At 33.9% G+C, this 14,822-nt stretch carries 16 protein-coding genes; 5 read left to right on the plus strand and 11 right to left on the minus strand.

The genetic code is table 11. From position 1 onward, the window contains the following. Positions 1-5 precede the first annotated feature (5 nt). From NZ853_00690 to NZ853_00710, 5 genes are read left to right on the plus strand one after another with little or no spacing between them, the layout of a single operon-like run. A complete protein-coding gene (locus NZ853_00690; GenBank protein MCS7204194.1) occupies positions 6-635 on the plus strand; it encodes a hypothetical protein in 630 nt (209 codons plus the stop codon). A gap of 1 nt (position 636) precedes the next feature. Beyond that, the gene (queG, locus tag NZ853_00695; protein ID MCS7204195.1) at positions 637-1,626 is read left to right on the plus strand and encodes a tRNA epoxyqueuosine(34) reductase QueG; all 990 of its coding nucleotides are present in this window, start codon (positions 637-639) and stop codon (positions 1,624-1,626) included. Further along, positions 1,589-2,548 carry a 16S rRNA (cytosine(1402)-N(4))-methyltransferase RsmH gene (gene rsmH / locus NZ853_00700; GenBank protein MCS7204196.1) on the plus strand — a complete coding sequence of 320 codons (960 nt, stop codon included), beginning with the start codon at positions 1,589-1,591 and terminating at the stop codon, positions 2,546-2,548. The genes queG and rsmH overlap by 38 nt, the downstream gene beginning before the upstream one ends. Further along, entirely contained in the window at positions 2,527-2,823 is a 297-nt protein-coding gene (locus NZ853_00705) for a hypothetical protein (GenBank protein ID MCS7204197.1), read from the plus strand. Before rsmH ends, NZ853_00705 begins: the two co-directional genes overlap by 22 nt. 39 nt (positions 2,824-2,862) lie before the next feature. Continuing rightward, complete coding sequence (locus tag NZ853_00710; protein ID MCS7204198.1) at positions 2,863-3,966, plus strand: hypothetical protein; 1,104 nt, start codon at positions 2,863-2,865, stop codon at positions 3,964-3,966. On the opposite strand, the gene NZ853_00715 is transcribed toward NZ853_00710, so the two are convergent. The 11 genes from NZ853_00715 to rnpA form a co-directional block, all read right to left on the minus strand. After that, positions 3,963-5,753 (minus strand): cyclic nucleotide-binding domain-containing protein, encoded by a 1,791-nt coding sequence (locus NZ853_00715; GenBank protein MCS7204199.1) that lies wholly within the window; start codon positions 5,751-5,753, stop codon positions 3,963-3,965. The two genes, NZ853_00710 and NZ853_00715, sit on opposite strands and share 4 nt — an antisense overlap. 28 nt (positions 5,754-5,781) lie before the next feature. Further along, entirely contained in the window at positions 5,782-6,096 is a 315-nt protein-coding gene (locus NZ853_00720; GenBank protein ID MCS7204200.1) for an Hpt domain-containing protein, read from the minus strand. Positions 6,097-6,118: 22 nt separating this feature from the next. Then, on the minus strand, positions 6,119-6,934 hold the full coding sequence (locus NZ853_00725; protein MCS7204201.1) for a carbon-nitrogen hydrolase family protein: 816 nt from the start codon (positions 6,932-6,934) through the stop codon (positions 6,119-6,121). Further along, positions 6,918-7,898, minus strand: coding sequence for a DUF4384 domain-containing protein (locus NZ853_00730; GenBank protein ID MCS7204202.1), 981 nt, complete (start codon positions 7,896-7,898; stop codon positions 6,918-6,920). The genes NZ853_00725 and NZ853_00730 overlap by 17 nt, the downstream gene beginning before the upstream one ends. Next, positions 7,870-8,340 (minus strand): hypothetical protein, encoded by a 471-nt coding sequence (locus NZ853_00735; protein ID MCS7204203.1) that lies wholly within the window; start codon positions 8,338-8,340, stop codon positions 7,870-7,872. The genes NZ853_00730 and NZ853_00735 overlap by 29 nt, the downstream gene beginning before the upstream one ends. 6 nt (positions 8,341-8,346) lie before the next feature. Continuing rightward, positions 8,347-9,732 carry a BamA/TamA family outer membrane protein gene (locus NZ853_00740; protein MCS7204204.1) on the minus strand — a complete coding sequence of 462 codons (1,386 nt, stop codon included), beginning with the start codon at positions 9,730-9,732 and terminating at the stop codon, positions 8,347-8,349. A gap of 11 nt (positions 9,733-9,743) precedes the next feature. Next, positions 9,744-10,325 carry a hypothetical protein gene (locus tag NZ853_00745; protein MCS7204205.1) on the minus strand — a complete coding sequence of 194 codons (582 nt, stop codon included), beginning with the start codon at positions 10,323-10,325 and terminating at the stop codon, positions 9,744-9,746. A 61-nt stretch (positions 10,326-10,386) separates the two neighbouring features. After that, positions 10,387-11,814 carry a tRNA uridine-5-carboxymethylaminomethyl(34) synthesis GTPase MnmE gene (gene mnmE / locus NZ853_00750; protein MCS7204206.1) on the minus strand — a complete coding sequence of 476 codons (1,428 nt, stop codon included), beginning with the start codon at positions 11,812-11,814 and terminating at the stop codon, positions 10,387-10,389. Positions 11,815-11,829: 15 nt separating this feature from the next. Next, positions 11,830-12,498 carry a KH domain-containing protein gene (locus tag NZ853_00755; protein MCS7204207.1) on the minus strand — a complete coding sequence of 223 codons (669 nt, stop codon included), beginning with the start codon at positions 12,496-12,498 and terminating at the stop codon, positions 11,830-11,832. A gap of 60 nt (positions 12,499-12,558) precedes the next feature. Next, positions 12,559-14,466, minus strand: coding sequence for a YidC/Oxa1 family membrane protein insertase (locus NZ853_00760; GenBank protein ID MCS7204208.1), 1,908 nt, complete (start codon positions 14,464-14,466; stop codon positions 12,559-12,561). 9 nt (positions 14,467-14,475) lie between these two features. After that, the gene (rnpA, locus tag NZ853_00765) at positions 14,476-14,817 is read right to left on the minus strand and encodes a ribonuclease P protein component (GenBank protein ID MCS7204209.1); all 342 of its coding nucleotides are present in this window, start codon (positions 14,815-14,817) and stop codon (positions 14,476-14,478) included. Between the last annotated feature and the right edge of the window lie 5 nt (positions 14,818-14,822).

Here is a 14,822-nt window from a genome sequence, read left to right on the forward strand (position 1 = left end):
TTTTTATGCATGATTTAATCATTGCTACGATAACACTGAGTTTACTTCATGGTAGTATTCCCAATCATTGGCTTCCTTTTGTTGTTCTTTCTAAAAACGCCAATCTCAATTATAAGCGGTTCATCCTAATTGTAAGCTTAGGTTCCTTTTTTCACAGCTTCAGCACTTCTCTTTTAGGATTTTTTTTGAGTTATTTAGGTTACCATAGCTCACAAGTTGAGTATTTAGAAAGATTGCTTCCTTCTTTTTTTTTGATTCTTTTAGGAATGATTTACCTCACTATAAAACATGATTCACTCCATCAAGAGATAAATACGGAAGAAAATATCCAAAAGAACAGGTCGCTTGCTATAAGCCTTTTTTTAATTTACTTGGCAATGTTTTTCTCTCCCTGCTTGGAAATTGAGGCAATTTTTTTTTCTGCGGGTAGATTTGGATTTGAAAGTGCCATATTGATCGCTATCATTTATTCTGCCCTTACGTTAATCTCAATGTTGACTTTTTCATTCGTTAGTTATATGGGATTGTTGAAATATTACCCTAAATTTCTACAAATCTATGAGAAAAAAATTAGCGGCATCATTTTAATTTTATTAGGAATTTTTCATTACTTCTATTCCCATTCCAATCATTAAAGTGAGCTCCCTTCTCCAAAGGAAAATCCAAACCTTAAGGGAATATGCAAAAGAATTAGGGTTTGACTTGTTTGGCATCACAAGACCTAATCTAAACGAACTGGAATATCAGAATCTAAAATCCTTTATTGAAAACAAACACTATCTCAACATGACGTGGTTTGAAAAAACAAAGCAGATTCGTTTGAACCCTCAAGAAATTTTGCCTCATAGCCAAAGCGTGATTGTTTTAGGACATATTTACAAAAATAAAACCTATAATCAAATTCAAAACCAAAAAGTAAAAATTTCTCGATACGCAATTGGCAAGGATTATCACAAGGTGTTGAAAAAAAAACTTAAAAAACTAGAATCAAAGATAAAAGAGCTCTTTGATGACATACAAACGAGAATAACGATTGATTCCGCTCCTGTGCCAGAGAAATTGTTAGCAATACATGCTGGGATAGGCTGGCAGGGGAAAAACACCAACATCATTCATCCTAACTACGGATCGTTTTTTTTCATCAGTTGCATTTTTTTAGATAAAGATTTGACTATTTACGAAGAAAGCAAAGAAATTCCTGATTTTTGTTTGAATTGTAAATTATGCATCCTTTCTTGTCCTACTCAAGCTTTGGAACCATATAAACTGGATGTATCAAAGTGTATTTCATACTGGAATATTGAAAGTAGAGAAGTCATTCCTGATCACATTGCCAAGAAAAGTCGTGGCTGGATTTTTGGATGCGATATTTGTCAAGAAGTTTGCCCCCACAATCGCAAAAAAAGCGTAGAAACGAAAGAAACAAATGAAAAAGATTTCTTTTTACGAGAAGAAGTCAAAAAAATCATAACCTCAATCCCAACAAAAGAAGAATGGGAAAATCTGAAAAATTCTCCTCTAAAGCGTGTTCCTTATGAAATTTTCGTAGCTAATTACAAGAAGATCTTGGATCTTTCGGATTCGGATGATGAAAACCTTACCCACCCTCGAAGAAGTAAAGTCTGATTTTTTTCATTTTCCTGTGCTTTATCGTGAGGTTTGTGATTTCGCGAGCTTGCTTTCCAATCGAACATTGTTTGTTGATGCAACCATTGGAGGAGGAGCTCACAGCTATATCATTCATCAACACTATCCTTTTGAATATCATGTTGGTTTCGATAGAGATGAAAGGATGATAAATAAAGCTAAAGAAAATTTCGACCGTCTTCTTATTCCAAACGAAATTCTGACAGTTCCTTCAAACAAAATTTCCAAGAACAAAATCTATTTAGTAAATCAACGTTTTTCAAACATAAGAGAAATACTAAAGCACTTTGGCAAGAAGATCAATTTTCTTCTTTGTGATTTGGGTATTTCTATGTATCATCTTAAAAATTCATGGGGGTTTTCTTTTGATGATGGGCTTCTCGATATGAGATTGGATCCCGAAAGCATGGATGTAAAAGAAATTTTGAACACGTTCGAAGAAAACGCTCTTTCAAAGATTTTTTTGCAGTATGGCGAAGAAAAATTCTCTAAAATCATTGCAAAAGAAATCATACGAAATCGTCCTATCGAAAGTTCATCTCAGCTAAAAGAAATAATCATCAAAGTTTACTACAAAAAATATCGAACACGCATTCAACCAAAGGTTGTTCAAAGAGTTTTCCAAGCTCTCAGAATCTATGCAAACCAGGAACTTCAAGAATTAGAAGAATTACTCAAAATCCTTCCTGACGTTTTGGATCATCGGGCAATTGCTATCTTCATCAGCTTTCACTCGTTGGAAGACAGGTTGATAAAAACATATTTTAAAAACTACCAAGCCAAAGGACATGTAATTTTAACTAAAAAACCCTTGACTCCTAAAAATGATGAAGTAAAAATCAATCCAGCATCAAGGAGTGCGAAACTGCGAGCTCTACAATGGAAAAATACAAACAGCTAATAAAGATTTTTGGTTTGTTTTTTGCCATTTTTGCATTTAGCATTTTAGTTTTTCGTAAAAAGATTGAAAGTATAATCCTTGATCGGGAATTGTATTTATTGCAACTTGAACACAAAGAGCTCTTGAGGGAAAACAAAATCTTAAAGACAGAATTAGCTAAGCGAAAAAGTCAAGAATCCTTACTTTATTACTGGGAGGTTTACCGAACCATACCAAATCATGAAAATCAAAAAACCATCAAAATCGTGATTGAAACAGACAAGAAACAAGAATAGAATAGATATACCAAATCATAGAAGTGTGTACATATCCTTATGCAAAACCAAGAACGAAAAATTGATTTCACGGTAGCTGACACTATCGTTGACAATACAAAAAATTTAACCAACCCCAAAGTCTACAATAACCTAAAATCATCCCTTAAATCTCAAGGGAAAGAAAAAGCAGCAAAACTTCTGATCGCATTAGGTCCTGATCTTGCATCCAGAGTTCTAAAAGAATTAAACGAAAACGAAATCCAACTCATCATCGAAGAAATGATACGCATAAAAAAAATCTCCGAAAAAGAAAAAAAAGAAATCCTTCGTGAATTCTTATCATCTTTGAATGAAGAAACAATCATCACATCAGGAAAAGAGGAAGCCATAAAAATCCTTGAAAAAGTATATCCATCAGACAAAAGTAAAATCGATAAAATCCTAAAAAAAGCAGAAAACAAAGACATATACAAAGAAATCAAAACCATTGAGAATCACGATCCAAAACTTGTTTTTTCTTTATTGTCGAACGAACACCCTCAGGTTGTTGCGGCGTTGCTATCATTCCTCAGACCTAATTTTAGTGCTCAAATTTTAAAGCTCTTTCCTTCGGATAAAAGAAAAGAAATCATATTGAGGATTGCTCATTCTTCTTACGTTCATCCTGAGAGTTTAGAGAAAATCATTGAGTCTTTAAAAGAAAAGATAGAAAAAAGATCTAATGAAATCTATGAAGAATTAGAAGGCATTCAAACTGCAGTATCCATTTTAAATCATTTAGATCGCAAATATGAAAACGAAATTTTGGACTACTTAGAGGAAGTTGACCCTGAGCTTTTAGAAAAAATCAAGTCCAAACTATATACATTTGAAGAATTGGAATTTTTAGATTTCGAAGAACTCCGAATTTTACTTTCGAAATTTGATGCAAAAATCATAGCAACAGCTCTTTTAGGAATGCCTGAACACTTCAAGCGAATCTTTTTAAATTCACTATCTCAGAATAAAGCATCAGATGTGATATTTGAACTTGATACTTCATCGAATGTTCCTTTAAAGAGAATCCATGAAGCACGAAACCTGATTTTACAAAAAGCAAAAGAACTAGATAACGAAGGTATCATTACAATCAAGAAAGACAAGGATGATACTAATTTTTAATCTTTCTTCTTTCCTTTGCCTTGAACTTCTTCCAAAGTTTTTATATACAATTCATTGTATTTTCTATATTCTTCTAAAAGCGCTTCTTTCTTGTGGATTATCTGAATGAGGTTTTGGATTACTTTCATTACAAACTCAGGATTTGCTTGAAGTAATGCCTCTAAGTGATCTTTATGAGCTACTGCAAGGATTGTGTCTTCTACACATTCCGCTGTTGCGGATCTTGGTTTGTCAGAAACCAATGCCATTTCTCCAAAAATATCACCCACACCGAGCTCAGAAATTTTATGTCTTTTATTATCATCAGATTCTTTATAAAAAGCAACTCTTCCCTTCTTGATTAAGTAAAAGTGTTTTCCTGTATCTCCTTCTCTGAATATGACTTCTCCTTTTTTGTAGAATCTCTCATTCTGCATCACCGTCAAAGGACGCACAAACAAAGAACGTATCCTTTCACTTCCAGGTAGATTCAATAAAAATACAAAACCCTTCACGATTCGATACAAAAGATAATTGTAATAGAACTGTCCAAAGTCTTCCCTCATTTCAGCTAAGGAAACTATAATTCCAGAGGGATATTCTTTATGAAAGTTTGGTATGTATTTTTTAACTATAGCTTTTATTGGATAAGAGGTATTCTTTTTATAACTAAAAATTAAAATAATTTCTTCTCCATGTTTCAGTTCTTCTTCGAGGTGAATAAAAGTCGAGTAGGGTTTTAGCTCATAGCTGATTCCAGTAGTTGTGTTTTTGTTTTTCAATAAAATATCTACATCTAAGACCACGGGAATTCTTATCTTTTTGTTCTTAAAGTACTCAGGGTTAACACTCCCCAAAATCAGGAAAATGAAGAAGAATGAAATAGGCATGATAAAAAACAACGTGAATTGTAGTTGGGATGGAGTCTTAAAAATTCGATAGTAAATCTCAGGCTCTGTCAAATAAATCAGGGGGAATATCAACATTAGTATCGCAATTGTTAGTTTTACATAATCTTTATCAAATCGAAAAAATGAAATTTTCGGTAGATTTCTTGTTCCTGACGAATAAAGTATCCACTTTAAATGCCCTTTTTGGACTTGTAAAGTAATCCAGTCTTCCAAAGACAAATCTTCTTTTTGTAGTTGCTCTTTCTTTGGATAAGTTTGAATTTTTGAATATAAAACTTCAAAGATAAAAATACTTAAAACAATCGAAGGACCAATCAAACTCTGGGTATTCTCGCTTGACAAGGTTAAATAATCATAGACAGAATGTAAAAAAACAGGAATCAATAACCCCAAAAACGCATTTAAGAATCGAAATTTCCTCAAGCTGTAGAAGATCGAAAGTCCAATGAAATAAGCTTGAATACCACAAGTTGATAAATGCATTGGAACCGAAGAGATCAAGCGTAGGTATATCATCCTTGAGTCAAATTGGAGTTGATATATTACATTTTCTAAAAAAGCAAAGCCAGCTGCATATTGAACTCCTGCAATTAAAATCTTATTCAAATCAGCTTCTCTGTTGAAAGAAAAAACCAAGAAGTAAATCATTAAAAATGATACAAACTTTTCGATAAGAGCTGCCTTCAAAAAGATATCGAAAAAATCAATATTAGTATCCAAAAGAGGAACTATCAACGGAGCTAATAACAAAATGAATAATCCCCCCAGAACACCCATTAAAAATGATTGAATAAACTCGAGAATGGGTTTTATATTACCGTAATAGATAAGATAAAATATGATAAACACAAGATGGAAAATATTCACCAAAACAAAAAATGTGAAATTATGTTCCATTTGCCAAACTCATTTGTGATTTATCACCTTACGTCAAAGGCTTATTTGTGTAAATGATTTCCATATTGTGGTAATAATCTATCATTTTTTTGAATTGATTTTGGATTTGCTCAATCGGACTTCTGTTTTTAGCCAAGTTCTCGATTACTTTTGAGTATTCTGAAATCTGGTGAAACCCATATCCTCCTGCACTCCCTTTGATTTTGTGGGTTATAGAACGTATTGTCTCATAATCCTGCGAATCAATGGCTTGTTCTAATAATTTCACATTTTTATCGAATTCTTCTAAAAAAACAGGAACAATATCTTGAATTTCTTTTGAAATTTCTACTTTGTATTTCATACTCACACATTATCTTTGGACTTTATTGATGTAAATATATTTTATATCGATCCTTCAGAATAGGACGTTGGGTCTGGATTTCTTTTACTAATTCAAGACTCAATTCTTGGACGAAGACTCCCTCTTCTGAGTTCAAACATAAAATTTCATTCCCATTTGGATCATAAATCCTACTGTCTCCAGAGAATGATAATTCTTTCAAATTGCCAATGTTATTTACTGCTACGAAATAGGCTTGATTCTCGATAGCTCTTGCTTTTGATAAAGTGAGAAAATGTTCTCGTCTTTGGGATGGCCACTGAGAAGGAAGAAGTATCAAGTGCATGAACCGTTGATAGTTATCATAGGAATATTGATTCATGTAATAAAAATGCTCGGGGAAGCGAAGATCATAACAAACAGCAAAACCAACAATCCAACCAAAATAGGAAGTCACCAAATAACCTTTGCCATGCTGAAAAAAACTTCCTTCATGAAATCCACCCCAATCAATCAAGTAGTGCTTATCATAATGATAAAAGCCATCGGGAGTTATAAAAAAAAGACGATTATAAACACTTTCACCTTCCTTATAGGGAAGTGTTGTGCAGATAGAAGTAGAGTATTTTAAAGAATACTTTTTTAGCACTTCAATATAATGAGGCACTTCTTTTAGATACTCTTTTATTTTCTCTAACCAGTATCCAGTGATTCCCATCTCGGGTAAAATCAATATGTCTTTCTGAGCTTCCTTTAAAAAGGCTTCTATTTTACTCAAGTTATACTCAGGATTTTGAGGGTTGATTTCATATTGTGCAATGCCAATCTTCAGAACTTCCCGTTTACTCCACGAGTTCATAAGCAATTCTCATAGCTGCCCAGTTTTTGTATTTTTCTTTGTTCAATTGAACTTTAATTCCCCGTGTCATCATGAGAGAATTGCCATTATATTTTGATGTGGGAAACAATTCCCGCTTTGAAACTTCGAGAGTACCAAACACATCTTTAGGTTCTTCTGAAACAAATGCTTGAATGAATTCCGTACCAGTCGGTGGCTCGAGCTCCCACTCAAAATCATCATCATGAGATGGGAATGTATACTCTTTGTTCAATTCTATTGGCTCGAAGCCTGAGTATTTATTTGGATAGATCATGCTCATTGTTCCTTTTGCATCAATCGAAAACAATTGGATGTAAACTTTTCTCGGGGGATTTTGTTTATGAGAAATTACTTTGAATCTGATCTTTAGCTTTTCTCCTACTTTGTATACGGGAATGGGTTTATCCAGTTGTAGTAACACCGTGTATGGTTTCTCTGGATTTTGAATATTCAAGTAAATATCCAACTGATTCATCAGTCTTTGACTTAGTTTTTCTAAGACAGTTTCGTAGTCTCCTTTTTCACGAGAAGCTCCGATAATCGACCCTGTTTCTGTGAGAACAATCCGAAAGTTCGCCGAAAACAAAGCTCCTTCATTCCTCGAGATGTCATAAAAAACAAAATAATGGATGGATTTTAAATAACCTAACTTTGGAGCTTCTTCTTGTTGAACCAATCCACTTTGGCTCTTTTGTAATTCTTGATAAATTTCTTCTAACTTTTCTTTTTCCACTAATTGGTAGACTTTTCTTGTCTTCAAGATTGAGATCAAATCCCTTCCAAACCTCAATACGTATTCTTCTTTCGGAAACTCAGATGGAACAACAGCAATGGTATTGGAATGAAGAGAATATGTCAGAACAAATGAAAAAAATATCAATCTTAGATTAGAATCAAAAAAACGATAAAAGCCCTTACTTCTGATCCAAAAGAAATAAAGCATTCTCATCAAGTTCATATTTGATGATTTTATAAAATTCTACGAACTGGGGAGTAAAATCTTTGTAGGTTCGAGCATGCACATCCATCAGGGTTCTACAGCGAAATGAAAGAAGAAAAAATTTGCTCTCATTTTCACGTCGAAACTCCAGTCCGTATTCCCAAACGGGAAGGCATCTCGCTTTGAAATCAGGTTGGTAATTTTGATTATCTATCACTAATTGGGTTAATCTTTCAATGACACTTTTTTTTGTGATTTTATACTTTTTTATATAGTCCTTATAAGGATCAATCGAATCTAAGGTTTCTTTATACTCATATAAATAAACTCCCTCTTTTTTATGTAAAACTTTGATTGCTCGTTTTAAAGACTCAGAAGTTAAATTTTGAGAATATAAAATTTCAGAAATAAGAACTCCTACAAATAAAAAAAGAGAAAACTTCATATCATATTAAAACATGTGGTTGAAGGAAAAGTTTCCATTGGCTTCGTATCTGGACCTCCCATAGCTAATATTGATAATGGTGTTCATCTGCCATACGATTCGAATACCTCCACCCGCTGCTCGATGGAAATCTTTAAAGGCGAATTCTTCGAATGATGGTGCAACCCTTCCCACATCATAATACGCAAGGATGACAAAATCAATTCCACCAAGAGCTCTCACACGAAAAGCTGTCCAACGCAACTCTGTGTTGAAAACCCCCATCACTCTGTCCACGAACTGATTTGCGGGATAACCTCGAATGCCACTATTACCACCTAAGCCTAATGCACTCTCTCGCATTGTATATATCCTTCCAGCTTCAAAAAATGGAACATTCCCATCCGTTTTCTGAACTTGAACTCTATATCCGAAAACCAACTCCTCATTTCTTGGATTGAACAAAGAAGAGAGAACTTCTATGTATTGTCGGAAAGTGAAAGTATATCGGCTAAAGGTATAATTTGAGCCTAAGGTTCTTCCTGACCCTTCATAGTGGATATCCGTGAAAATACCATCATTAGGATTCAACTCACGAATTCGAGGGCGTGAGTCATAAGCAAATGCTAAGCGAATTGTGTTTACAAATCTTGGTTTTTCCGTAGCATCGTAGCCTACTGGTTTTACATGATCAATCAAGGTTTTTATATTTGGATAGGTTTGTCCCTTATCAATGTCCCCATAGTAGGATTGTATCCGATAACGTTGTAAACGCACACCTACAAACCATTTGAAATTTGTATCACCAATAAAATCCTCAGATGTGATTGTAAAAAATGGTTTGATACTATCGTAGTTAAAGTATTTATCTTGAGATTCCTTTAATTCTTTTTGGCTTTTGTTATAGTTGTTCTGATCAAATAAGTTATTGCTGTTTACATAGTTAGTGTTTAGCTTAAAGTTTTCGTTTATTTCGTATAAAACCGGTGTTGGTTGTATGTTCTCGTTGATGGGGAGTTCACCAGATTTTATTTTGATTTGTCTTGGCAAATCCTGATAGTTGCTATACCCATAGAACTGCGCATTTAAGTATCTTTCCAAACCTATATTCATGCGAATTCGAAAGGGTGAACCTAAAAACTTTAAACTATCCAAAGAAAACTCATGGTACTCGAAACCTTTTGTAGTTTTATAAAACTGTCCATAAGCTTGATATTTGAAAGGAGCAAAACCTTGTTCATAAAAAGTTCCGTAAATCCTCACACCATACCCAACGCCATCATCCGTGCTGAAGCTAATTAGAGGAATACCTGTAAACTTCAAACCTCTTAATTCATTTCCTGATTGAGGGAAAATCCCACTTGTAAACAAGATAAAGGCTGCAACCCAAATGAAGTATTTTAACGATCTCATGGTCTCACCCCCTATAATCTTTTCTTTATGTTGAATGAAAATGTTAAATTCAAGTTAAGATTTTCCTGATCCTTTAGATTTACTTTTAAACTTCCTCGAAGTCCGTCTTCTAAGACATCTGCTCGAAATTCATTTAATATTAATGATATACCGTCTTGTGAAATAGGGTTGGTATTCTTTAGCACCAAAATTCTCGCAACACCACTTCCCGTTTCTGGTCCGATTTCTACGTCAACAGAGACCGGAATCTCATATTTAATGAAATCTAGCTTTTGAGGATGTGCTATTTCAAATTGTAAATTACCAGTTTTTTGTATTGTATCTGCATATACGAACAAATTTTTCGTTCTACTTCTTAGAAAGTTTTTGTAGTTTTCTCGATACAAATTGCAACCCAAAAGGTTTTCAGGAGTTGTTGTACAAGCAGAGATATCCATCAATCCTTCCCAATAGAAAGAATCGATAAATTTTTGGTTCAATAAAAACAACAACTCATAGCTTTTATTTGGTTGATCAGCAGTAGAACTCACCGCGTTTTTACAAAAAGAAAACCACAAAGGAATCAGAAAAACAAAAATAAACAGCCTATTCATGGCTTTTTATGTATTCACTTTAAAAATATGCGTCAACTACTTTTTTGCATTCATTTTCTAATTATTTACCAATGCAAAACATCGAAAAGATCTTCCCTAGAACTTCTTCCGTTGTGATTTCCCCTGTGAGTTCTGCAATGTTGTCTATAGCGTTTTGAATTTCTATAGCAACGATTTCATCTGGTGTATGTTCTTCCCATAGGTGTATCACATTATCCAAAGAATTTCTTATTCTATTAAAATGATAAATTTGTCTTTCCTCCAACAAGAAAGGATCCTGTATCTGAAATTCCTCTTTTATCGCGTTTTCTAACTGATTGAATAAATCATTGAGACCCTCTCCTGTTTTGCAAGAAACATACATCACTACGGGTTCAGTTTGAGAAAATTCTTTGATTTTCTCATAACTCCATGCATTCGGATGTAATATATCTTTTTTGTTAATCACATACAAAATCTTCTTCGAATACTTATCTTTATTTGACTCTAAAAATTCCAAAAATTCTGGTAAAAACTCATACATCTCTATAGAACCATCAATGATATGAAGTATGAGTTGACTTTTTTCCATGATTTCTTTTGCTCTTTTGATTCCTTCCCGTTCTATTACATCTGATGTTTTTCGAAGTCCCGCCGTATCCACCAAGCGAACGTTCACCCCTGCAATTTCTATTTCTTCGGATACATAATCTCGAGTTGTTCCTTCGACTTCTGAAACAATGGATCTTTCCCATCCCAAGATTTTATTCATCAAAGATGATTTTCCCGCATTTGTTTTCCCTACCAAAGCGATTTGAAATCCTTGTGAAACTTTAGTCGCATGTGAACTTCTTTTCAGAACCTCATCTATTTGTCGTATGATGGCTTTGGTTTTTTCAATCAGCTGCTGTTTTTCTGAATAGTCTATGTCTTGGTCTGAAAAATCAATTTCTGCTTCTACTTGAGCCTTCAAAAGAATGATCTCAGAACGGATTCGATTTATGATCCTATACAAATCCCCAAAGTAAACTCTTCTTGCCGCTTGCAGCTCATATTCTGATTTCGCAGAAATCAGTCTTTGTATAGATTCCGCTTTGGTAAGATCCATCTTCCCATTTAGAAATGCTCTTCTTGTAAACTCTCCCTGCAGAGCTGGGCGAGCCAATCCCTTCTTCGATACAAATTGAATGAGCCTTCGAGAAATCAAAGGATTTCCATGAAGATATATTTCTGCAACATCTTCTCCCGTATACGAATTCGGCAATGGAAAAAAAGCAAATAAACCATCATCAATAATATTTCCTTCGATAAAAAAGAAAGCCCGCATTAAATGCCTTGGTCTTTTTTCTATTTCTTCTTTTTTGAAGGGAATATAATCTTGACTGCTTTTACTAGTGATATTTTCTAAAATTGTGAGCGTATTTTTTCCACTAATTCTTACAACTGAGATTGCGCCTCTTCCAGGAGAGGAAGAGAGAGCAATGATTGTATCATCATTGATGTAATTCATTAACCATGAGCATCTTTATTCATCATCGAATTCTTCCATGTATCGTTTTTTATACTCTAAAGAGCCAATTTTAAAAACTCTTACTCTTTTATAAAGACCGTTTCCTTCTGACTCTGTGGTCACTCGTTTATCTTTCTCTAGCTCCACATGAATGATTCTTCTCTCATAAGGACTTAGAGGTGTCATTAAATAGGATTTACCTGTTTGAATCACTCGATTTGCGATGGATCTTGCTAGTCTTTGTAAGTAAGCCTTTCGTTTTTCTCGATATTGATTAATATCTACCAATACCCGCTTGTTCTTACTAAGAAGTTTACTCAAGTTCAAATTTATCAGAAACTGAAAAGCGTCTAAGTTTTTACCTTGCTTACCTATGATAAAGCTTGATTCTTCTGAAATTAAAGAAATCACAAAATTTTCTGATGTCTCACGGACATACTCAATTTCAACATCAACCCCCAGTTTATAAAACGATGTAAAAGTCACTCCACGTATGATCACAGAATCAGGTAAATTTTTGGAGTATCTTACTTTTAATGAGACAGGCTTTTTGGATATGATGTTTAAAATCCCCCCATCAATTTCTATGTCTAATTTTTTCTCATCATAATAATCTAAAATCTTCTTTGCTCTTTCGATAGCTTCTATTTTTGTTTTTGCTTCGATCTCGAGAATATTCAACATATATCACTCCTACAAAAAACGTTTTTTTGATTTTGAAGTGATGGTTAATTTTTAGCTTCATCATGCAGACTTGGAAAATTTTTCTACGATTAGTTGCCAAATAATTGATATAATGTTTTGAACAGTCCAATACAATGTAACGCCACTTGGCAAACCCCAGAAGAAAAATAACATCAAAATTGGCATAAAGTATAGTAAAAATTTTTGTTGTGGGTCTGATGAAACCATCGTCATCTTTTGCTGAATGATTTGCGAACCCACCATCAACAATGGCAAGATATTGACATGAAAGTTTTTCATTATGATGAGGTCTTTAATGACATAAACAGTATCAGGTTGTGACAAATCCTTCATCCACCAAATAAATGGGCTCTTCCAAAGTTCTATTGACTCTGCAAATGCACTATACAAAGCTATAAATATAGGGATTTGTATCAAGATTGGTAAACACCCCATAGCTGGATTGATTTTGTGTTTTTTGTAAAGATCCATGATTTTCTTTTGCCTTTCTGCCGGATCCTGATACCGCTCATTGATTCGATCTAACTCAGGTTTGAGTTCATGGATTTTCTTCATCGTCTTGGCTTGAACCTGATTCAAGGGATACGTAACAAGCTTAAAAAATAGCGCCAAAATGATGATTGTAACCCCATAGTTATTTACATACTTGTTGATAAACCTCATCATCAGAACAATCCCATCACGCAGTTTCGAAAAAAGAGCCAAAAATCCCGATGTATAAATCACATCACGAACACTATTTTCTACATTTTCTAATCCAAATTCTCTTCTTGCTAACTCCTGAGAAAAAAATCGATGTTCTTCGTCACTCCTCAATCCCGTATAGACAATCTGATCAATAATCAAAACATCTTTTCGTTTTTGATCACTTCTTACTAATTCAACATAACCCCCTGCTTTATCTATAATCCCTTCTCTGAATGCCTTTAGAATTCTCAATTCTTCAGGTTCTTTTTTCCCCAAACTAAAATCGCTAAAAACTACGCTAAATGTTGAACTTCCATCCAGTGGTGGGTAATTCTCAATGATGACTCCATCTGGTAGATGTAATTTCTCATTGGTTTCCAAAAACTGCGCATAAGAGATGAAATATCTACTATTCACGCCGACATACCGAAGCGTATCCGGATTTTGTGTGTGAACTTCAAACTTTCCTGGTGGAGGTGAAAAGCAGCCAAAAAACCCAGTATCTGGTGAAAAACCAAACAACGTATTCAAACTCCCATTGTAGTGGTAGAACCTTCCAAACATCGCTAATTCTCTTCCACTCTCCACATCTTCTGGATTTGGTCCCAATGCCGAGATGGGTTTATAAAACAAATCCCCATTCAAAACAAAATCTCGATCCGTTTGGTTTTGCAAGATCACAATCTGATGAAAAAAGTTTTCTTCTTTTAGAAATCGATAGATTTTGTATAGGGTAAACTTATAATCCTTAAAAGCAATATCCTTAGAAAATAGAATCTGGGTGATTTTTTCGTCAACATTTTGAACTTCTGTATTAAAGATTGCTTCGTTTAGGATTGGATTTCCCAGCTGGTTTTTGTATAAATGTAGCTGAAAGTCCATCCCTTTTCGGCGTGTGATTTCTAAGGCGTTGTATTGCTTCTCTAAGGGGTCCTGAGATTGTTCTATGATTACTTTGGGTATGTTTACACTTTCTGAACTCTTGAGATAAACTCTTTCGACTCTTCCTCCTTTGCTAGATAGAACGAAAACATTTCTATCGTTTTCTATTATGTATTCTTGTATTTGTAAGTTTTGATTTTGAAAGGAAAAATCAATCCTCGTTATATTCGTTTCTTTTTGTGGAGTAGTTAGTTTTGATTCTGATGGAGTTCTTTGAGAAAAATCAAGAAACTGAAACAATATGATGGTGGTTATCCCTAAAATGAGGATTGGCACCAAAGAAGACATTTGATTTTGAGAATTTTGTTTATCTTCCATAAATGAACCTCACTGACTCATTCTCACTAAATACAAAAAAAACTTTTCTAATTGATCCTTGGATTCTTTGTTTTTATAGTTTTTATCTTTAAAGCAATCACTTTTTGGTAAGATAGCAACATCGTATTCGAGATTTCTAATGTGTGATTTTTTTATAATCTTCCTCATGGATTCTCTAATGAGCCTACGGTAGCGATTTCTTTCATGACTTTTTCCATATTTCTTTGAAACACATCCCACATATCGAAGATGTCCTACATTATTTTTTAAGACATAGAGTTTTAAATCTTTCGTGTAGTATACTTTCCCTTCTTCAAATATTTTTGATATTTCATTCTTTTTTTTTACGATAAATT

This window comes from Leptospiraceae bacterium, from assembly GCA_025059995.1.
Classification (GTDB): Bacteria; Spirochaetota; Leptospiria; order Leptospirales; family Leptonemataceae; genus SKYB61.

Coding starts and splice junctions, on each gene's coding strand:
- mnmE (MCS7204206.1), bottom strand. CDS start 11,814: ATGAATTACATCAATGATGATACAATCATTGCTCTCTCTTCCTCTCCT.
- rsmH (MCS7204196.1), top strand. CDS start 1,589: ATGAAAACCTTACCCACCCTCGAAGAAGTAAAGTCTGATTTTTTTCAT.
- NZ853_00740 (MCS7204204.1), bottom strand. CDS start 9,732: ATGAGATCGTTAAAATACTTCATTTGGGTTGCAGCCTTTATCTTGTTT.
- NZ853_00745 (MCS7204205.1), bottom strand. CDS start 10,325: ATGAATAGGCTGTTTATTTTTGTTTTTCTGATTCCTTTGTGGTTTTCT.
- NZ853_00710 (MCS7204198.1), top strand. CDS start 2,863: ATGCAAAACCAAGAACGAAAAATTGATTTCACGGTAGCTGACACTATC.
- NZ853_00690 (MCS7204194.1), top strand. CDS start 6: ATGCATGATTTAATCATTGCTACGATAACACTGAGTTTACTTCATGGT.
- NZ853_00720 (MCS7204200.1), bottom strand. CDS start 6,096: ATGAAATACAAAGTAGAAATTTCAAAAGAAATTCAAGATATTGTTCCT.
- NZ853_00730 (MCS7204202.1), bottom strand. CDS start 7,898: ATGCTTTATTTCTTTTGGATCAGAAGTAAGGGCTTTTATCGTTTTTTT.
- NZ853_00725 (MCS7204201.1), bottom strand. CDS start 6,934: ATGAACTCGTGGAGTAAACGGGAAGTTCTGAAGATTGGCATTGCACAA.
- NZ853_00715 (MCS7204199.1), bottom strand. CDS start 5,753: ATGGAACATAATTTCACATTTTTTGTTTTGGTGAATATTTTCCATCTT.
- NZ853_00735 (MCS7204203.1), bottom strand. CDS start 8,340: ATGAAGTTTTCTCTTTTTTTATTTGTAGGAGTTCTTATTTCTGAAATT.
- NZ853_00755 (MCS7204207.1), bottom strand. CDS start 12,498: ATGTTGAATATTCTCGAGATCGAAGCAAAAACAAAAATAGAAGCTATC.
- NZ853_00760 (MCS7204208.1), bottom strand. CDS start 14,466: ATGGAAGATAAACAAAATTCTCAAAATCAAATGTCTTCTTTGGTGCCA.
- NZ853_00705 (MCS7204197.1), top strand. CDS start 2,527: ATGGAAAAATACAAACAGCTAATAAAGATTTTTGGTTTGTTTTTTGCC.